The sequence below is a fragment of the Edaphobacter paludis genome (assembly GCF_039993895.1).
GTDB classification, from domain to species: domain Bacteria; phylum Acidobacteriota; class Terriglobia; order Terriglobales; family Acidobacteriaceae; genus Edaphobacter; species Edaphobacter paludis.
In genome coordinates, this window is sequence record NZ_CP121194.1 from 2,542,295 (window position 1) to 2,562,877 (window position 20,583).

Consider the following 20,583-nt stretch of genomic DNA (forward strand, 5'->3'; position numbering starts at 1 on the left):
GCCTCAATGGAACAGCGTCGGCAGATGGGTTTGGCGGGGACGGTCGCCGTGGTAATGGGCGAGTCGATCGCGCTCGGCATTTTTCTGACGCCGGCGGCCATGGCAAAGTCGCTCGGCTCGCCCATGCTGCTCGCCGCTGTGTGGTGCGGTATGGGGCTTATCGCGCTGTGCGGTGCGCTCTGCTACTCGGAGCTTGCGGTGCGCTTTCCCCATGCCGGTGGCGAGTATGTCTATCTGCGCGAAGGATATGGCGGCCGCATAGCCTTTCTCTACGGATGGATGTCTGCCGCGGTGATGGATCCGGGCCTTGCTGCAGCTCTGGCTATGGGCGCAACACCGTATATCTTCTCGATGCTGGGAATGTCCCAGCAGGTACGGCTATGGGTTCCCGCATTGATCCTCATCTCGCTCGCAGCGAACAATTACGTCGGAACGCGGCTCAGCCGGCGCGCCATGGCGACGGCAAACCTGCTGAAGATTGGCGTGCTGCTCTGCCTGGTGGCATGGGCCTGGATCTCCGGCCACTCGACCGTCGCCAACATACTGCCGCTAGTGCACCGGCGCGCGGGCTCCGAGCCGATCTTCGCCGCCGTCGCGGGAGCCACGGTCGCCGCGTTCTTCAGCTTCGGCGGATGGTGGGAGGCAGGCAAGATCGCTGGCGAAGTCCGCAACCCGCGGCGGAACCTTCCGCTCGCATTTACCTGTGGTGTGCTGCTGGTGACAGTGGTCTATCTGCTGGTGAGCTTCGCGTTTCTGTCCGTGGTTCCACTGGACCGAATCGTCTCCAACACGGCATTCGTCGCCCAGTTCGGCGAGGCGCTGTTCGGAAGCCTGGGTGGTCGTGTACTCTCCGGTTGTGTGCTGCTTTCGGTGCTGGGCGGGATGATGGCGATGACGATGGCCGCGCCGCGTGTCTACTATGCGATGGCAAAGGACGGCGCATTCTTCTCGATCTTTGGACGACTCCACCCGCGCTTCGGGACGCCGGCGAACGCGGTCCTGCTCCAGACTGGGCTTGCGCTTCTTGTGCTTTGCTTCGGCGCATTCGACCGCATCCTCTCGTTCATTATTTTTTCGGCGATCTGTTTTCTTGCCTTGTCCGCCGCCTCTCTCTTCCGGCTCAAGGAGCCAGTACACCGTTGGTGGTATCCGGCGGCTCCAATCCTTTTTCTCTTTGGATGCGGAGTAATTGATTTGCTTATCCTGATGCACGACCCGATCCCTGCCCTGCTCGGTCTGCTTGCTGTACTGTGCGGCGATCCTGTCCGCCATTTCTTCTTCTCGTCATCGCGTGCCGCTGTGACGCCTATTCCCGAACAGCACCTATTTTGAAAGGACACGATCATCCATGGCTCACATTCAATTGCCCGAAGGACTTCCTGGCATCCGGGGAGCAATGGCTTTCCGTCCCGAGACAGCCAAGCCTCTGAATGAACTGGTAGAGATTTTGCTACACGGACCAAACTCCCTGACGCCGGGTGAGCGAGAATTGATTGCGACATACGTCTCGACTCAAAATGACTGTTACTACTGCCAGACGATTCACGGAGCCATTGCTGCTGCCAGCCTGGGCGACGATGAAGCGTTAGTCCAGAAGGTAAAGTTCGATTTTCAAAATGCCTCGATCTCTGACAAGTTGGAGGCCCTGCTCGTGATCGCAGGACAGGTGCAGAAGGGTGGAAAAAATGTCACATCAGACGCCGTGGCAGATGCGCGAACGGCCGGTGCGACGGATATGGAAATCCACGACACGGTGCTGATTGCAGCAGCGTTCTGCATGTACAACCGTTATGTCGATGGACTGGGGACCGCGCAGCCGAGAGACGAGGCTATGTATCGTGAACGCGGCAAATGGATTGCTCGCGATGGCTACGTCAGCGTGAGTAAGGAATACCTTCCGGCGGACGTATCACGATAGAAACGCGCTATCCGCCGTGGTGCACGGCCTCAAATATAAAAAATTACCGAGGAGCACAGACATGCCGCACATCTCTCTACCCGAAGGATTACCTGGTATTAGTAGCTGCTTTGCCTTTCGTCCGGAGACGGCCAAGCCGATGCGCGAGCTGGCACATGTACTATTGCACGAACCAGGTACGTTGAGTCCGGCGGAGCGAGAGCTAATTGCAACGTATGTCTCCAGCCAGAACGATTGCTATTTCTGCCAGACCAGTCACGGGGCTGCAGCTGCTGCGCACCTGGGTAATAACGCAGACACCGTGGCTCAGGTGAAGCATGACTTTTTGCAGGCAGCTATCTCCGATAAGCTCAAAGCTCTTCTGGTCATTGCCGGTCAGGTGCAACAGGGAGGCAAGCACGTTTCTTCCGATAGCGTGCAGAAGGCGCGGAACCTTGGCGCCACAGATCTCGAGATCCACGACACGGTTCTAATTGCCGCAGCGTTCTGCATGTACAACCGCTATGTCGATGGGCTTGCGACGTGGCAGCCCCACGATCCGGCAATGTATGCCAGCATGGGAACGCATCTGGCAGAGCATGGCTACATCACCCCATCGGCGAAGGCGGAAGATAAAGTAGGCAGTTAGCGCTTTCATTGGGATTAAGTCTCAGACCAAATACTTCAGTGGCAACGGCACTTATCGGAGAGCGATTTGGCGCAAATCGGTGTTTAACCTTGTGCGGCGAGGTTTGAAACGTCTAATGCTGGACATGGTCATCATGCATAGTTAAGCGTGTTGGATCTGCGCCTTCAGATATGAGATTCCCCGTTGAGCGATCATATCTGGGGACACGGCTGGATCCGCCCATAACGCACCGGGGGCCAAAGGTTCGGACGATAAATAGCCGAAGCCTTCGATCATCAGGTATCCGCTGTACTCGATGCGTTGGAGTGACCGCAGAATCGCCGGAAAATCTACATGTCCAGAGCCAAGGAGGCCGCGGTCGTTCTCGCTCAAATGAATATGCTTCAGTTGTGCTCCCAAAGACTCGATGGCAGTCGGAATATTCTTCTCCTCAATGTTAGCGTGGAAGGTATCGATGGTGACCCCGATGCGTGGGTTTGCGATTGCGGTGCAAAGCTTCCCGGCCTCAGCGGCCGTACGCAGGAAGAACGTCTCGGAGCGGTTGACTGGCTCGATGGACAGAGTGATGTCGTTTGTTTCCAGCAGCTCTCCGACACACTGGAAAAGCTCAACCGCCCAGCACCATTCGTCCTCCGTAGGCCGATGCGCGGGCAGATAGCCAATGGGCGCGAAGAGCGGACCGCCGAGAAGATGCGCTCCCATCTCTGCTGCCGTCTCAATGCAACGAACAAGATGATCTCGGGAGCGCTGACGGACGGTGTGTTCTGGACTGATGGGATTGATCCCGGCAGGGAGGATCGAGCAGAAGGTGCACTCCAGTTCATTCGCCTCGAAGGCTCTGCGGATGGCAGTAGCCGGGAGCGTCGCAGGGTCAAACATGGGAAGCTCCAAGCCTGCGAAGCCCATCGCACGGATGTTGGGCAGAAGGCTCAAATGCCGCTCTTCGAAGTTGGCGGTCCAGGCGAATCCACTTACCCCTAACTTCATCTTCCTTCTCCTAGTTGAGACCTAGTTGCGTCTGGATCTGTTAGAGCGATCTGCCCTTCGTCTCAGGATAGAGGAAGAGCACCACGAAGAATCGATTCACATGGATCTCCGCGTTTTCTATGTGAGGCGGTTGTTGGAGATCGGCTCGATCTTCCATGCATTCATCGTGACCTCGCCCATGCCTGTGGCGTGTACGCGCACATCGGGGGCGGTCGAGCCTTCGTAGTAGAAACGTTTCGTGTAGCCAATGCGCTCTCCGAGTATCAGTTCGATCACCGAGCCATCGACGAAAGCATGGAGCGTTGGCCGATCGTCTGGTTCGAGCGCGACCTCTTTGCCATCGGCGAGGAAGCTGTGCTTCTCGGGCGAATAGCTCACGCGCATCACCTCAGTCTCGTTGGCGTTGAAAGAGACTTCGAAGCTCTTGTCGCCACCACCGGCGCACGTCACCTCTCCAGTTGCCTTGCGCAGAGTCGCGACGGCGCCTGTCCTCGTCTCTTCGGATGGAACCGTACCCGCGCGCAGCTTGACGGTCTCGGGCAGCATTTGGAGCCGCAACGTACCGTCGGGATCGACATGCATCACTCGCGGCAGACTCATGATGCCCGACCAGCCAGCCTCAAGCATGGCAGCATCGTTGCGCCGCTCCGGGATCCAACCCCATAGAATCCTGCGCCCCTTCGCGTCGAGCTGGGTCTTGGGTGCATAGAACGCATCAAGATCAAGCAGACCGGTCTTGAGCGGCGTGAATTTCATCGTAGCGACGTCGAGCTTTCCGGACTGCCAGAAGACCTTGCCCAACGTCGAGTAGATGAGCACATGCATGCCGTCAAGCGCGAAGAACTCCGGACACTCCCACATCTCGCCGTCTTCGCATGGATTCGCAGTCCTCTTGCCATTCCATATACCGCTGGTCAATGGATGCAAATACTCCCAGGTGTTCAGGTCCTTCGAGCGATACAGCAGCACGCATCCACCCACGCGAGCCACGCCGGAGCCCACAGTCATGTAATAGGCGTCATCTTGTCTCCACGCGGATGGATCGCGAAAGCCGGTAATGGCCATGCCTTCGGGAGGCAGGGGCACGATAGGCTTAGCGACTTTGGTCCAGTGAATCAGGTTCGGGTCGTCGGAGAAAGCGAGACACTGCGACTCCTGCAGCTTGTCTGAGCCGTCGCGTATCGTAGCCTTGTCAGGTGTGCTCTCGACGACGCCCGTGTAGACGAAATACACACGTTTTCCCACAGCGATAGCCGAGCCGGAGAAGCAGCCAAAGGCGTCTGGGCCGCCTGCGGTTGGTTCAAGGGCGAGCGGCAGATGCGTCCAGTGCAGCATGTCCGGGCTCACGGAGTGGTACCAGCTCATATCGCCCCAGACCGCCGCATGAGGGTTGTACTGAAAGAACATGTGGTACTTGCCATTGAAGAAGATGGGACCGTTCGGGTCATTCATCCAGTTCTTCGCCGGGAGAAGGTGGAACTGAGGACGCCGTGGGTCGTTCGCGATTTCGGCGGCAGACTTCGCTGCAACCGGATTGGACCTCGCGAGCAGAACACGCGGAGCAAGAGCCCATGCCGCTGCTGTCGCGAGAAACTGACGCCGGTTTGGGAAGAGGCGAGCGCTGTGCTTCATTCCTGACTCCTATGCTTGCTTACGACGCGAAGAATGATCGGAACGAACTCATGGGCGCATCGCCAGCATGCTGACGATGCACCCATGCGATTGCAGACTAGAACGATAGACGGAGTGCTGCCTGCAGAACCCTCGGCGTGTTGGCCTGGTGGGTTACAGCGCCATACCCACCATCGTTCAGGTTCGTGTCCGGTGCGCCGAACTGCGCACGGTTGAAGAGGTTGAAGGCCTCGATGCTGAACTTGCCCGTGACCTTTTCGTAGATCGGGAAGTTCTTACTGGCGGAGAAGTCGAAGTTCGCCGCACCCGCAGAACGCAGCTTGTCGTCCACGCGGCTCTCATTACCGAAGGTGAAGTCGGCGGGAACCGCGAAGCAGGCCTTGTTGAACCAGCTGTTCACGCGGCTTTGCGCCGATCCGTCAATCTGCTTGTTGCAGCCGGCGACGACATTTGGACGAATGGGCCCCGAACCGAAGTAGTTGCTGAGCGAGTTGCCCGAGGTAGAGAAGGGCAACGGTAGACCGCTGTGGAAGGTGGTGATGCCGTTCACGCGCCATCCACCGACGACTGCATCTACGAGTGCGTTGCTTGCGCTAAGGTACTTCTGCCCGCGACCGAAGGGCAGATCGACACCATAGTTGATGACAAGATTATGCGTCAGGTCCTGCATGCTGACCGACTTCTCCGCACGCAGGTTGTAGTTATCCTGCACGACGCCTTGTCCGCCCTGTCCATCCTGGAAGCTGCTGGTGTTCTCGGTATTGCTCAGCAGCTTGGCCCACGTGTAGGCGACCTGCACGAGACCACCATGCTCGAAGCGCCGGTTGAAGGTCGCTTGCAAGGCCTCGTAGGTTGAGCTGCCATAGCGAGGCACGGTCTGGTTGACACCGGTGTACTGCGGGAACGGCTTCAGTAGATAGCCCTCGAGGATGGTCGCCCCACCAAGCTGCCCGCCTGCGGGAATCTTTCCGAAAAGCGGATTGCTGACCGGCTTGAAGAGACCAGTGCCAAGTCCGGCGGAGCCGCCGATCGAGTCGTACTGATCGGGAAGTTGATTGCGGTTCAGGCCTGTGCCGGTGTAGCCCTGCGAGAGCACGAGGTGCGTACCCTTGGCTCCGGCGTAGGAGATCGTCGCCGAGGTCTTGCTGCCGAAGGCGTGCTCCGTGCCCACGTTCCACTGCTGCACATAGCCATAGGCCTGGTCGGGGATACGAGAACCGATTCCCTGCCCCAGCACAGCAGCGAGAGCCGCCGCCGTACGGCCTGATGGAAGAAGAATGCCATGTGGAAAGGGGTTGGCTATGGTCGTGTTGACAGCGCTCCCAGGCGTGTTCGAGAGTCCGGTGCTGGCGTTGTTGATCGGTGCCGCACCGGGCGAGTCGGCGGTCATCTCCGCAGGCAGGAACGAGATACCGTAACCGCCGCGGAACACGGTGCTGGTGTCGGCGCGGTAGTTCATGCCGATACGAGGCGAGAAGAGCTTCCAATGCTGCGCCTCCTCCCGCCGGGAAGGATAGAGCGGACTGTTGACGTAGACCAGACCACCCACGATGGGCATGCTGCTGCCCGTCACCGGGTTGGTTACGCTGCCGAGATTCGTGGCGAGTGTAGGATTCAGGATCGTGTCTAAGTCATTGACCTCCGAGTAAGTGCCGGGCTGATCCCAGCGGACGCCAAGATTGGCCGTCAGCTTACTTGTCGCCTGCCAGGTATCGGTCGCGTAGAAGCCGTAGGAGTGCAGCAGCGCACGCCATGTGCCCACCTCGGTGATGCCCGTGCTGGCCGGTACGCCGAGCAATAAGGACGCGAGTGCGTTACCGCCGCCAAGCGTAGGGCTTGCGGTGAAGGCGGTCGTCGCGCCGAACCCTACACCCTGGTTGTTTCCGAAGTTCGTCCACAGAATCTGACGGCCGATGCCGCCGATCTTGATGGTGTGCCGTCCAGTCACCTTCGTGATGCTGCCGCTAATCGCGTAGACCGTGTTGAGCCAGTAGAGCTGCGAGAGATTGACGCCAAGGCTGTATCCGGGCACGTTGATGTTCGGCAGAAGACCCTGATGGTTGTTGACCTGCTGAGCCTGGAGCGCGCCGTAATTAGCATTGATCGTGCTCTGGTCGAAGCCGTTCGAAAGAGGCGTCTGGAAGTTGTAGTTCTCGAGCCACGAGAGCCGGAGGTCGGCGATAGTTGACTGGTTGAAGACGTGGTTGTCGCCGACAACAGCCTCGGTCGTCGTGTTGCCCGTGGGGCCGGAGCCAACCTTGGTGCCAAGCGGATCACTGTTGCCGTTGTGCGGATTCCAGAAGGTGTAACGAGCGAACAGCTGATCCGCTTTGCCAAGGCTGTAATCCACGCGTGCGTTGTACTGATTCTGTGCGCCTTCGATCGGTGCGGTGGCGACGAAGTTATTCACCAGTCCCGGACGGTTAGGCAGAGGCGACTCAAGCGCCAGGATCTTAGCCGCAGTCGGATCGATCTGGCTGGGGCAGATCACGTTGAGCACACCGTTGCACGAGTACTGCACGCCGGTTACGGGGTTGTAGATGTTGCCCAGGCCCGCCGCGGAGAAGTCTCCGCCCAACTGCGCTGCCGTCGGCAACGTGTAGGTTGAGATTGCGCCCGAAGTCAGCGTCTCACGCTCGAAGGAAAAGAAGAAGAAGAGCCTGTCCTTGAGGATTGGCAGTCCGATGTTTGCGCCGTACTGGTTCTGATGCAGCGGTGAGCGCTTCAGTCCCTGATGGTTGCTGAACCAGTCGTTCGCGTCGAGCACCGTATTGCGGAAGTACTCATACGCCGAACCATGAATCTGATTGGTTCCCTGCTTGGTCGAGATCTGGATGACGCCACCCGAGAATCCGCCGAACTCCGCGCTCACGTTGTTGGTTTGCACGCGGAACTCCTGCACCGCATCCTGCGTGGGAACCAATGAATTGACGTTGTTCTCTGGCACGTTGGACCCCACTCCATCGATGAAGAAGAGGCTTTGCCCGCTGAAGCCACCGCCGATCTGATAGTTGCCATAGGCGATGGCCTGCGTTTGTCCGCCGGCTTGAAAGTTGCCGCTGCCACCGTTGGCCATCGTGTTGCCGGAGGTCCCGCCGCCGGGCACAACACCCGGAACGAAGTCGAGCAGGTTATTAACGTTGCGACCATTCAACGGCGACTCAAGCACCTGACGGCCGCCGACCACGCCGCCAAGCGATGCGCTGTCGGTTTGAAGCGGCGCCGAGGCAGCCTCGACCGTCACCGTCTGGGTGACGTCGCCCACCTCCAGCGCGACATCGACGCGGGTGGTTCCGCCGACTGTCACGACGATGTCGTTTTGCGTCCAGGTTTTGTAGCCCGTCTGCGAGACGTTCGCCGTATACGCTCCCGGGTTCAAGTTCAAAAAGCTGTACGTACCGCCCGTTCCGGTCGTTGTCTCCTGCGTCTGGTTCGTCCCAATGTTCTTGAGAGAAACCTTCGCGCCCGCAACGTTCGCTCCGGAGGAATCAGTCACTGTCCCAACAATCGAGCCGTAGTTATTCTGCGCGTTCATGTTTCGGGTAACCAGGAGCGCCATGATACCCAGCAGAAACAAGACGGCGGTCCGTGGGAACAGGGTTTTACCGTGTGTGATTGACATTTTTCTATCCTCCGAAGTGATGCCTGGTTTTTTGAACCATGCTTCTTGTAAGAGAATTGATATACAGATGTCAACGAAATTGACTAGATGAATTAAACAAACCTAGCTATACATTTACAAGCCACATCGATTCAGAGATCTGAACACTCCCAACCGTTCAGGATTAACCTTGCCTGTTAGCGCCACAGGACTGACGCACGACGAGACTCCCATTTAAGAGCACCGATCGCGCTGGCAGGTGGGGGTTACTGATCCGGTCAAGCATGGTAGCGATGGCGGTCGCGCCAATGTCTCGACAGGGCTGGTGAAGAGTCGTGAGTGGAACGGGCAAAAGCTCGGCGTAGCGCACATCATCGATTCCAGCGATCCGGATATCGTTGGGGATGCGCATCCCCAGACCAAGCAGCGTTCGCATCACGTGAGCCGCTGTCAGGTCGTTGGCACAGAGCAGAGCATCGATCTTCTTCTCGGCGATCCGGCTTGACAGCATAGCGGCATCCGTTGGTTCGGCACGCAGGACCATCTCCGGATCCACGGGCATGCCCGATGCATGCAAAGCCTCTCGATAACCCACGATACGGTCGTCGACCGTCTCAGCCGAACCTTCCACAGCAAAAAATCCAACGCGTTTTGCCCCCTGCCGGATCAGGTGATCCGTCATCACGTAGCCGGCACGCCGATTGTCCAGGCCCACGATGTCGTACTCGCTCCGCGCCGGATAGTCCAGAACGCAGCGATCCAGCAAGACCACGGGGATACGTGCACTTCGCAGTGCTTTTAACACGCGGCGGTTCACCTGATCGCGGCGAGGGCCGAACTCCACGGGAGCGAAGAAGACGCCGGTGACGCGCTGTTCGATGTAATGTTCGCAAAGGTGTTCGGCCTCGTCTTCCTTGCTCTCTCCGGCCGCCGAGTGCCCCCAGGAAAGAGAGTGGCCTGAGGCGTTCGGAGAGGCCGACATACCTTGGCAGATCGGCTCGAAGATCTCTGTCCGGCCAAGATCTGGAATGATCAACCCAAACACGGGCTTCTGGTTCGAACCCCCTTCCGAGGCGTAGGTACCGGAGCCGGCCCGCCGCACCAAAAGACCCTCCTGCTGCAGGTGTTGCATGGCCTTGACCACCGTCATCCTGCTGACGCCGAATCGCCGCATCAACTCGGCCTCGCTCGGCAGGCGTGCGCCGTTCCGATAGCGCCCCGCCTCAATGTTCTGGCGCAAGCCCTCAATAATCTGAAGATATTTGGGCTGCGGGCGTTTCGCCTCACCTGAAATCTCCTCGGCTTCGCTTTCCATTCTGACCTTCTTTCTTTGTCGTTCTATCTCAAGGTAAATCCATCTATCTACTCGAAAAAGATAGACAATTACTTTGCAACCGGAATATACATTATGCTACTAACATTTGAATAGAGGAGCAGTTCATGGTGAGTTGTGTGATCGGCGAGGTACTTTGGGATGTCTTTCCCGACGGAGAGCGCTTCGGTGGAGCGGCCCTCAACTTTTGCGCCAACTTGGAACGCCTCGGCGACCACGCTACCCTCTCTAGCGCGGTAGGCGACGATCCTCATGGACAGATGGCGCTCGAGCAGATGCGAGCTCTCGGCATCGGCACACAGGGTATCCACACCGTCAAAAACTTGCCCACAGGCCTTGCCCGCGTCTCCATGAACGATCAAGGTGAGCCCTCCTTCTCCATCCCCCGGCCCGCCGCCTTCGATGAGGTCTCGGTCGATGCCGCGATGATGTCAACATTGCAGGCTAGTGCCGTCGATTGGATCTACTTCGGCACCCTGCTTCAGACGAATGCGGCCGTTGAGCAGATCACAGTCAACCTGAAGGAACAATTGCATCCGGCACGCTGCTTCTACGACATCAATCTGCGCACTGGTCACTGGAATCTCGCACTGGTGCAACGACTATCGCGCCTGGCGTCCATCATAAAGTTGAATGAAGTGGAAGCCGAAACCCTCTTCTCCCTGACCAGTTCGAAGCAAGAAACCTTCTCTTTGGAACGCTTTTGCGATCGGTGGGCGTCGTCTTACAGAGTCGACGTCATCTGCGTAACACTCGGACCCGCAGGGTGCATGGTCTATGACCGCGGCAAGTACCACCGCGTTCCCGGGTACAACGTCACCGTTTGCGATACCGTTGGTTCCGGAGACGCCTTTGCCGCAGCGTTCCTTCATGGATACAACCGCGGATGGCAGATCCCACAAGCTGCGCAGTTCGCGAACGCGCTTGGAGCTCTCGTGGCAAGCCGTGCTGGCGCAAACCCCTCCTGGACGACAGGAGAAATCAGGGCGATGCTCGGAGACCAATGGCGCGGATGATTTCACCTGAAAACGGCCCTGCACAAGGCAATCGAAAGTTTTAATAGCCTTGGTGAATATTTACCGGGACCATTATCAGTTAGCGACAACGGACCAATGCACTCGTCCGCTCTCGTTTGAGGCCGCAATTTCGGTCAGATGTGGACGCCGACACACTCATGGAACACTCCGGGCAACCGAAGTCCAAATCGATCGTTCCGCCAGGATTACGGTCAAGCGCACCTTGCTGCCTGTTGCTCTGACCGAAATCGCGATGCCGCCACGGAGCGCCCGATTTGACCCCGAAATGGGTACCGACGAAAAGTAAATTGCCGCACAATTGACGGCGACAATAAGCTCGCGCAGGGCGTAGCATATCTAGCCGAAAGGATTCCGATGAGGGCCTCCACCCAACCCGCCTCCGCTCCATCTTCGAGCGATGCCGCCGGCACAGCCCTTCCCAGCGCAGACTTTCTACCGCTCAAGGGGACCGATCACGTCGAGTTCTACGTAGGCAATGCCCGTCAGGCTGCATACTTTTACCGAGCTGCCTTCGGCATGTCTCTGGTGGCCTATGCGGGCCCCGAGACGGGCCAACGAGACCGCGCCTCGTATGTGGTGCAGCAGGGCAAAATTCGCTTTGTGCTGACGACCCCTCTGCGCAGCGGGGACGCGGTTGCCGACCACGTTCATCGGCACGGAGATGCAGTCCGGGTGATTGCTCTCTGGGTGGACGATGCCCGCAGTGCCTGGCTGGAGACCACCCACCGCGGCGCCAGTAGCGTGGCCGCACCCGAGATCTTTTCAGACGAGCATGGTCAGGTCGTCCTCTCCAGTATTCGCACCTATGGCGATACGATTCACACCTTCGTTGACCGCGGCGCCTACTCCGGGCCGTTTCTTCCCGGGTTCCGCGCCGTCGAGAACGATCCCGTCGCCCGGCCGGTCGGCCTCCTCCACATCGACCACATGGTGGGCAATGTGGGCTGGAACGAGATGGACAAATGGGTGAACTTCTATAGCAACGTGATGGGATTTTCGCTCTACCAGCACTTCGACGACAAAGACATCTCCACCGAGTATTCGGCACTCATGTCCAAGGTCATGGCCAATGGCAATGGATACGTCAAGTTCCCCATCAATGAGCCAGCCAAAGGGAAACGGAAATCGCAGATCGAGGAGTACCTGGAGTTTTATCCCGGCCCCGGGGTACAGCACATTGCCCTCGCCACCAAGGACATCCTGCACAGCGTCCGTAAGCTGCACGAGCAGGGTGTTGAGTTCCTGCATGTACCTCATACTTACTACACCGATCTTCAGGAACGGGTGGGCAAGATCGATGAGCCGATCGACGAACTGGAAAAGCTCGGCATTCTGGTGGACCGCGACGAAGAGGGATACATGCTGCAAATCTTCACCCGCCCAGTCGAAGACCGCCCAACCGTATTCTTTGAAATCATTCAACGCAAAGGAAGCCGCAGCTTCGGCAAGGGCAACTTCAAGGCGCTCTTTGAGGCCATCGAACGGGAGCAGCAGGCACGCGGCAATCTGTAGATGTGAGGCCATCGATAGTCTGTCTTGGGGTAACACAATGAAGACCGCAACGTTTTCGGCCGCCGCGCCTTTCATCATTCGCCAGGATTACGCGGCCTACACCGCAGAGCAGCACGCGGTATGGGCAGAGCTTGTCGGCCGTGTTCTTCCGGAGTTGGAACGGCACGCCGCGCAGGAGTATCTCGATGGTCTTCAGCTCATCGATCTCAAGAAAGACTGCCTGCCCAATCTCGAATCCATCAGTGCCCGACTCTTCCCCCGAACCGGCTGGAATTCCACGCCGGTAAGCGGCTTTCTTCCTGCCCCCGCCTTCTTTGAAATGCTGTCCATGCGCTGCTTCCCAACGACCACATGGCTGCGCAGCAGAGAATCGCTCGAGTACACGCCCGAGCCGGATATCTTTCACGATGTCTTTGGCCATGTGCCGATGCACGCTCATCTGGTGTATGCCGATTTTCTGCAACACTATGGGCGCGTCTGCGCAGCCACCTCCGACGCGACAATTTTGGAGAAACTCGGCCGCCTGTTCTGGTATACGGTTGAGTTCGGAGTGATCCGGCAACGAAATGAAATCAAAGTGTACGGAAGTGGACTGATCAGCTCCCACGGCGAATGCCTGAATGTCATCTCGGGCCATTGCGCCATCAGGAATTTTTCCCTGAATGAGGTGCTGGACACTCCCGTAAAAGTAAATGAGTTGCATAAACTGCTTTTTGCTGTGAACAGTTTTGATCAGATCTACGAGGCAATGCACGAGGCAGAGCGGCGATTGCTGCATGGTCGCCTGTGAGAGGGTCTACTCCATGTCCGAGGAAATTCGGTATCAATCCGGCTTCGGCAACGAATTCGCCACCGAAGCAGTTCCAGGAGCGTTGCCGCGTGGCCAGAACGCTCCTCAAAAGCATCCCCTCGGCCTCTACACCGAGCAGTTCAGCGGCTCCCCCTTTACCGCGCCGCGAGCCACCAATCGCCGCACCTGGACCTATCGGATTCGCCCCTCCGTAACCCACCGTCCTTATGAAGAGATTCCAACCGGCTTGATTCGCAGCGGCCCATTTCACGAGACCCCCACCACTCCCAATCAACTCCGCTGGGACCCGCTTCCGCTGCCCGAATCGGAGACGGACTTCGTCGACGGCATCGTCACACTCGGCGGCAGTGGCGACCCGGCCATGCAGACTGGCGTCGCCATCCATCTCTACGCTGCGAACCTCTCCATGCGCGACCGCTTCTTTTATAGCGCGGACGGAGAGTTCCTGATCGTGCCGCAGTTGGGAGCGCTGCGCCTGCACACCGAACTGGGCATTCTCGAAGCGGCGCCCGGAGAGATCTGCGTCATTCCCCGCGGCGTCAAGTTCCGCGTTGTCTTATTGGAGCAGCACGCTCGCGGATACATCTGTGAAAACTATGGTCTGCCCTTTCGTCTGCCTGAGCTGGGAGCGATCGGCGCCAACGGCCTGGCAAACCCGCGCGACTTCAAAATCCCCGTTGCCTCCTACGAAGACCACGAAGGCGAATTTCACATTACTGCAAAATTTCTGGGCAGGCTCTGGTCCGCATCCATCGACCACTCCCCACTGGACGTCGTCGCCTGGCACGGCAACTACGCACCTTACAAGTACGACCTCGCGCTCTTCAACTGTATTAACACCGTATCGTTCGATCATCCGGACCCGTCGATCTATACCGTTCTGAGTTCGCCAACCGCTGTTCCCGGCACGGCAAACTGCGACTTCGCCATCTTTCCACCGCGGTGGCTGGTCGCCGAGCATAGCTTCCGCCCTCCATGGTTTCACCGCAACCTGATGAATGAATTCATGGGCCTCATCTTTGGCGTATACGATGCCAAAGCCGAGGGATTTCTTCCCGGCGGAGCCAGCCTCCATAACTGCATGGCCGGTCACGGTCCGGATGCCGAAACCTTTGAGCGGGCCACCAACGCCGAGTTGAAACCGCAGCATCTCGAAGACACGTTAGCGTTCATGTTCGAGACCAGCCTCGTCGTGCGCCCCACCCAATTCGCAATGAACACCAGAATCCTGCAACACGAATACTATGAGTGCTGGCAGGGGCTGAAAAAACGCTTCGCCTCCGCAGCCAACGCAGAGTCAACCTAGCATGACCGCTCTCGAAAGCTTGCTCGCCGGACTCATCGATTACGCAGGCCTCTACCCGCCTGCCGCCCTCGACATGCGCACCGCCCTGCGCAACTACGTGAGCTATGGCCGCAGTCAACACGCATCGGCATTGGGACATTTCATCGTGGACATCAATCGCCTCACCGAATTGCGAGAGGTAGCCGGTGATTCCACTCGCCACGTGAGGCTGAGTCTACTCGTCTCAGCTACCACCGACTGGGATAGCCTTGCAGGTCTCCTCCACGAGGGTTTTACCATCGACACCATTGAAATCAAGACCGATCATCCGTCGCAGATTGCACGCATCGCGCGGTGCATCCCCCCTGATTTGACAACGTATTTTGAAGTTCCTTTTGACTCCCATGCCTCCGAAGCACTTGAAGCAATCTCCGCTGCCGGAGCACGCGCCAAGCTACGCATGGGTGGCATCGTCGCCAACGCATTCCCTGCTACTCTGACGGTCGCCGATATGCTCAAAGCTCTCGCCGACCGGAGAATACCGTTCAAGGCAACCGCAGGACTGCATCACCCTATTCGATCTCATCACCCCTTCACCTACGCGCCGGATAGTCCTTCCGGCACCATGCACGGCTTCCTCAATCTTTGTTGCTCCGCAGCTCTGCTTTATTTCGGCGGCCAGGTTAGTCATGCGATCCTCTTGCTCGACGAGCAGGACCCCGGCGCATGGCATATCACGCCAGACGCCATCGCATGGCGCAATGTCCGTTGGAGCACCGATCAACTGCGCTCCGTTCGCGAGAAATTCTTCACCAGCTTCGGCTCCTGTTCCTTCGCCGAACCAATGGACGACCTGGAGGCACTCGGATGGCGCTGAGAAGCTGGGTTACCTCTGCCAATGATGCGGTCTCGGATTTCCCCATCCAGAACCTGCCGTACGGCGTGTTTCGGCATCGCGAAAGAACACGCATCGGCGTCGCCATTGGCGACCAGATCCTCGATCTGCACGCCTGTGCCAGCCATGGTCTGCTCGCACCGCTCTCGGAAGAAATCATCGCTGCCTGCAGCGCACATCTTCTCAATCCCCTGATGTCTCTCGGGCCGGAATCATGGTCCGCGCTGCGCCGTCATCTCAGCGCGCTTCTCGATGCAGATCAGGCCGACACGCAGACGCAGGGCCGCACCGAAGCACTGCTCGTCCCCATGCGCGACGCTGCCATGCAGCTTCCGGCACAGATCGGCGACTATACCGACTTCTACGCCTCCATCTATCACGCGACTAGAGTTGGCAAGCTATTCCGTCCCGACAACCCGCTGCTGCCAAACTACAAGTACGTTCCCATCGGCTATCACGGCCGCGCCTCCTCCATCGTGGTCAGCGGATCGGAGATCCGAAGACCATGTGGGCAGACAAAAGGCTCGAACCCCGAGCCTGTCTTTGGACCCGCGCATTCCATGGACTATGAGTTGGAGGTTGGTATCTTTGTCGGTCCCGGCAATCCCCTCGGATGCAGCATCCCTATCACCGAAGCGGAACAACATATCTTCGGCGTGTGTCTGGTCAACGACTGGTCTGCGCGCGACATCCAGTCCTGGGAGTATCAACCGCTCGGGCCCTTCCTATCAAAGAGCTTCGCCACAACCATCTCTCCATGGATCGTTCCCTTGGAAGCCCTCGCCCCCTATCGTGTCGCTGCACTGAAACGCCCTGCCGGTGACCCAGCCCCCCTCCCCTACCTGGCTTCTCCGTCCTCCGACCGCGACGGCATCGACCTCACGCTCGAGGTCTATCTCCAGTCGCAGCGAATGCGCCACACCGGCGTTATGCCGACACTGCTCAGCAGAGCGAATCTGCGCGACCTCTATTGGACGCTCGCCCAACTGCTTACCCACCACGCCAGTAACGGCTGCAACCTGCGGCCTGGGGATCTACTCGCCACCGGCACGATCTCTGGCCCGGACGAAGGCTCGGAGGGATGCCTTCTCGAGAAGAAGCTCAACGCCGAGCCTATCCGCCTGCCCGGCGGAGAGGTGCGAACCTTCCTCGAAGACGGCGACCAGATTACCTTCCGCGCTTACGCCGAAAAGCCCGGCCTGCCAAGAATCGGCCTCGGCGAATGCACCGGCACACTCCTCAGCCCCTACTTACCCCACATACATACTGGTTCGTAAGAAGTTACAAATTGCGCCCAAAAGCGGGAGTTAACTCTTTGCGCATATCCGATGAGTACTTTTCCCTGTAATCACCAACTCAGCAATGGAACTCATCCACAATCAAAGTTGGATTTTGCTGGTGCCAATCTTCTTTTTCCTGTATCAACAATACCTATGCGATTAAGACGGGCTGGATTGTGGGTTGCGGGAATTTCCTGCGCTATAGCAGTGTGTAATAAGGGCGTTGGGCAATCGGCTCAAGTGACGAATCAGAGAGTAAACGGGTTATCGTCCGCTGTGGCACAGGTTCCACTCACTTCAGCCAGGAGTGATGCGGGAACCAAGCCCCCCCGGACGAGTTGCCGGTAGTCGACGAAAAAGAGCCCCCGCAGGTGCCACTCAATTTAGGTGTCCCACGCACCCTGACCTCACGTAGCGAACTCGTCCTGCCGCCCGGCTGGGACGCGACGCCACCGGACGACATTCGCCAACTGACTCCATGGGTTCACTACATTCGTGTCTATCGGGTTGAGCATGGAACGTTGATCGAAGAGAAAACAATCACCATCCTGCAGAGCAAAATCCCGGTTGCCTCGTGGCCCGAGTACAAAAAATTTACCGATGTCGTCTCGCCGGGTACCTACCCTTATGTACAACTCACACGAAGTTCACCCCCGGCAGATTCCGCTGGCCCTCCCCAACCCATCAAGGACGATCCGAAAGCTCGCGGTCTGGTCAATGAAGCTGCTGAAGCAAACCAGCATCATCAGATTGATCATGCCGGCGAGTTGATTAAGCAAGCGAAGGCAATCAACAATGAACAGCCCTTCCTTTGGAGTGTTGCCGGTTACCGTGCGATGCTGCAGGGAGAAGTCACGGAGGCTGTCACCGACTTCGCACACGAACTCGAACTCCACCCCAACGAAGGCAACATCTATCCCCTAATGGCAAGTGCACAGATGGCAGAGGGAAAGAGGCTTGACGCAGAAGTGACCCTGCGCCGTCGCCTTAAGACCATTGGGCCAGATCCCGACGTTGCCATAGGACTTGTCCAAATGCTCCTCGAAGATGGGAATTCGAAGGATGCTGTTGGCATAGCCGAAGACGCCAGTCAGGCTGACTTCGCGAATCAGCGCCTCCGGGTGCTGTTGGGTCGTGCGCGGATAAAGAACGGACAAAAAGCGGCTGGAGCCGCCACCCTTTTTGTAGTACTCCGTGAAACAGAGGATCCAGGACTGCGCAATGACATTGCTTACGAACTTGCCGACGCTGATCAGGCTACCCAGGAGGTGGAAGACGCCAGCCGCAAGTCCGTAGAACAACTAACCGCCGAATCCGCGAAGTGGACTCTCTCCACCGCCGAACAGGACATCAGCGAGATGCGGAGCCGCTCGAACCTCCTCGTTGCCAGTTGGGACACTCTCGGCTGGACCATCTATAAGAGCCGTACCGGTCATGAACCCGAGCGTCTCGAGGAAGCCAAACGCTACGTAGCCAGCGCGTGGCAAAACAGTCCTAGGCCGGAAGTCGGTCTTCACCTCGGAGAACTGGAAGAGGCCCAACACCACTTTGCAGAGGCGCTTGGGACTTATCAGTTGGCACGGGCAACTGCTCCTGATTTCGATCTCCGCGGCGTCCGTCAGCCTCCAACGGGAATACAGCGCGATCTCACGGCTCGTATTGATCGTCTCAAAAAGACGCATCCACAGGCTGTTATCAAAGAACCAAACGAAAAGTTAAAGGACGAGCTCAAGCTTGACGCAGGCCCGTCACATGGCCAGTCGATTGTCGCGCCCTATCGTTTGCTTCTTGCGGCTGGAGGTGTTGAGTCTGCGGTTCGAATTGAATCCTCCGACGGCGATCACGGCAAACCCGACATTCGCAGAGATCTCGATAGATTTCGACGCGCCATCCCGGCTTCATGGGTTCCTCCCGGCTCCGGCGCTCGTGTACTTCGTTCTGCTGTTCTGAACTGTCATCAAGAAATTTGCGAGGTCATGGTGACGCCGCTCTCCGCCACTCGCTGAATTCGATATACCCAATTGCAGATAAGCGGAGTCGTCTGAAGCTACGAAGGAGCTGTGGATCGCACTCCCTGTCGCCTTCAATTGGCGACAAATCGGTTCAAAGAGCAAGCTGACAGCATTTGACCACCGCCGTGGTAGCGGTGTCTTCGCCCAGTTCCCTGAGTGCATCGGCGATTTTTCATCTGATATGTTGTTAGCCAACCGTTTTGCGTCTCACCGGGAGATTGCAGCCAGTGCTAGCACAAGACCTCATCGATCGGTTGTCAGAACACAAAACCCTGAGCGCCGCGCCCCGGACGGAGTTAGAGTGGCTGGCCGCACACGGATCGATCCGAAATCTGAATCCTGGCGAAGTGTTGAGCGTGAAGGGTCGCCAGGTCGAGGCTCTTTATATCATTCTCTCCGGGCGGCTGGCTTTATTCGTCGATCGTGGTGCCGGACCGAACAAGGTCATCGAATGGCGCGCCGGAGACGTTGCCGGGCTGTTGCCGTATTCGCGGCTCATGACTCCGCCTGGCGATTCCATTGCGCTGGAGCCGCTGGAAATTCTCGCCATACCCCGCGACCATCTCAGGGAGATGACGCGAGAGTGCTTTGAGGTCACTTCGATCCTGGTCCATACCATGATTGATCGCGCCCGGCTGTTTACCTCCAGTGACCTGCAAAACGAAAAGATGATCTCCCTGGGCAAACTCTCGGCAGGCTTGGCCCACGAACTCAATAATCCAGCCTCTGCGATTGAGCGTTGCGCGGCTACGCTCGAGGACCGCATTGAAGATGTAGAAGAGATCACGCGCGGTCTGGCTGCGGCGACACTAAGCGATGCCCAAATGGCCACCATCGATGTGGTCCGCGCGTCCTGCATGGCAAAACAGAAAGGACCGCGGTCCCCTCTGGAACAATTGGATCGCGAAGAGGCTATTGCAGAGTGGCTCGCCAACCACGGAATGGATACGGTCTGCGCGAGCACGCTTGCCGACACCGAAGTCACACTTGAATCGCTGAACCTCCTGGTTGCTGCAGTGGAGCCGCCGGCACGGAACGCGATAGTGCGTTGGGTAGCGGCCGGTTGTGCCGTACGGAGCCTGGCCATGAAGATTCAGGATTGTTCGATGCGCATTTCAAGCCTGGTGACCGCGGTTAAGGGATTCACGCACATGGATCAGGCCAACGTGTCCGAGCCGGTGAATCTAGGCCCAGGCCTGAGAAACTCTGTGGCGGTGCTGAATTCGAAGGCGTGTGAGAAGTCGGTGGTCGTCACCTTGGAGTTGGAGCCTGAACTGCCAAAGGCGTGCGGCTTTGCCGGTGAATTGACCCAGATATGGGGAATACTGCTCGACAATGCCTTGGACGCCGTAGCGAATGGCGGTCGGGTTGAGGTCCTTGCAGTCCGCGATGACCAGAATGTCGTGGTGCGAATTATCGACGACGGCCCGGGAATTCCAGAGGAGGTTCGCGACCGCATCTTCGATCCGTTCTTCACCACCAAACCCCAAGGACACGGAACCGGCCTCGGGCTGGACATCGTCCGTCGACTCGTGCGCCATAACGACGGCGCTATCGACTTTGAATCGCAACCCGGCCGCACCGAGTTTCGAGTCAGGCTTCCGATCGCCAAAGATCTTCCCAGCCTGAGTTTGGCGGGTGGGTAACGCACT

General features: G+C 58.1%; 15 protein-coding genes. 11 read left to right on the forward strand and 4 right to left on the reverse strand.

Going from position 1 to position 20,583, the window contains the following annotated elements; translation table 11 throughout:
* Positions 1–6 precede the first annotated feature (6 nt).
* The 3 genes from P4G45_RS10545 (at position 7) to P4G45_RS10555 (ending at position 2,546) form a co-directional block, all read left to right on the forward strand.
* On the forward strand, positions 7–1,332 hold the full coding sequence (locus P4G45_RS10545; protein ID WP_348266440.1) for an amino acid permease: 1,326 nt from the start codon (positions 7–9) through the stop codon (positions 1,330–1,332).
* Positions 1,333–1,348: 16 nt separating this feature from the next.
* Positions 1,349–1,918, forward strand: coding sequence for a peroxidase-related enzyme (locus P4G45_RS10550; protein WP_348266441.1), 570 nt, complete (start codon positions 1,349–1,351; stop codon positions 1,916–1,918).
* 61 nt (positions 1,919–1,979) lie between these two features.
* The gene (locus tag P4G45_RS10555) at positions 1,980–2,546 is read left to right on the forward strand and encodes a peroxidase-related enzyme (protein ID WP_348266442.1); all 567 of its coding nucleotides are present in this window, start codon (positions 1,980–1,982) and stop codon (positions 2,544–2,546) included.
* A 141-nt stretch (positions 2,547–2,687) separates the two neighbouring features.
* Here the strand turns inward: P4G45_RS10555 and P4G45_RS10560 are convergent, their stop codons facing one another.
* The 4 genes from P4G45_RS10560 to P4G45_RS10575 all read right to left on the reverse strand — a co-directional run bounded on the left by P4G45_RS10560 (position 2,688) and on the right by P4G45_RS10575 (position 10,081).
* Positions 2,688–3,533 carry a sugar phosphate isomerase/epimerase family protein gene (locus P4G45_RS10560; RefSeq protein ID WP_348266443.1) on the reverse strand — a complete coding sequence of 282 codons (846 nt, stop codon included), beginning with the start codon at positions 3,531–3,533 and terminating at the stop codon, positions 2,688–2,690.
* A gap of 117 nt (positions 3,534–3,650) precedes the next feature.
* Entirely contained in the window at positions 3,651–5,165 is a 1,515-nt protein-coding gene (locus P4G45_RS10565) for a glycoside hydrolase family 32 protein (protein WP_348266444.1), read from the reverse strand.
* A gap of 97 nt (positions 5,166–5,262) precedes the next feature.
* Positions 5,263–8,787 (reverse strand): carboxypeptidase regulatory-like domain-containing protein, encoded by a 3,525-nt coding sequence (locus P4G45_RS10570; protein WP_348266445.1) that lies wholly within the window; start codon positions 8,785–8,787, stop codon positions 5,263–5,265.
* Positions 8,788–8,950: 163 nt separating this feature from the next.
* Positions 8,951–10,081 (reverse strand): GntR family transcriptional regulator, encoded by a 1,131-nt coding sequence (locus tag P4G45_RS10575; RefSeq protein WP_348266446.1) that lies wholly within the window; start codon positions 10,079–10,081, stop codon positions 8,951–8,953.
* Between the two features lie 125 nt (positions 10,082–10,206).
* Here P4G45_RS10575 and P4G45_RS10580 point away from each other — a divergent pair, with 125 nt between their 5' ends.
* The 8 genes from P4G45_RS10580 (at position 10,207) to P4G45_RS10615 (ending at position 20,577) form a co-directional block, all read left to right on the forward strand.
* Positions 10,207–11,115, forward strand: a complete 909-nt coding sequence (locus tag P4G45_RS10580) for a carbohydrate kinase (RefSeq protein WP_348266447.1) — start codon at positions 10,207–10,209, stop codon at positions 11,113–11,115.
* Between the two features lie 375 nt (positions 11,116–11,490).
* Positions 11,491–12,648 carry a 4-hydroxyphenylpyruvate dioxygenase gene (gene hppD, locus P4G45_RS10585; protein ID WP_348266448.1) on the forward strand — a complete coding sequence of 386 codons (1,158 nt, stop codon included), beginning with the start codon at positions 11,491–11,493 and terminating at the stop codon, positions 12,646–12,648.
* 37 nt (positions 12,649–12,685) lie between these two features.
* Positions 12,686–13,438 (forward strand): phenylalanine 4-monooxygenase, encoded by a 753-nt coding sequence (locus tag P4G45_RS10590; RefSeq protein WP_348266449.1) that lies wholly within the window; start codon positions 12,686–12,688, stop codon positions 13,436–13,438.
* Between the two features lie 13 nt (positions 13,439–13,451).
* Complete coding sequence (gene hmgA, locus P4G45_RS10595) at positions 13,452–14,765, forward strand: homogentisate 1,2-dioxygenase (RefSeq protein ID WP_348266450.1); 1,314 nt, start codon at positions 13,452–13,454, stop codon at positions 14,763–14,765.
* A 1-nt stretch (position 14,766) separates the two neighbouring features.
* A complete protein-coding gene (locus P4G45_RS10600; RefSeq protein ID WP_348266451.1) occupies positions 14,767–15,621 on the forward strand; it encodes a hypothetical protein in 855 nt (284 codons plus the stop codon).
* Positions 15,612–16,916, forward strand: a complete 1,305-nt coding sequence (gene fahA, locus P4G45_RS10605) for a fumarylacetoacetase (protein ID WP_348266452.1) — start codon at positions 15,612–15,614, stop codon at positions 16,914–16,916. Before P4G45_RS10600 ends, fahA begins: the two co-directional genes overlap by 10 nt.
* A 374-nt stretch (positions 16,917–17,290) precedes the next feature.
* On the forward strand, positions 17,291–18,925 hold the full coding sequence (locus P4G45_RS10610) for a hypothetical protein (RefSeq protein WP_348266453.1): 1,635 nt from the start codon (positions 17,291–17,293) through the stop codon (positions 18,923–18,925).
* A 233-nt stretch (positions 18,926–19,158) separates the two neighbouring features.
* The gene (locus tag P4G45_RS10615) at positions 19,159–20,577 is read left to right on the forward strand and encodes an ATP-binding protein (RefSeq protein WP_348266454.1); all 1,419 of its coding nucleotides are present in this window, start codon (positions 19,159–19,161) and stop codon (positions 20,575–20,577) included.
* The last annotated feature ends 6 nt before the right edge of the window (positions 20,578–20,583 follow it).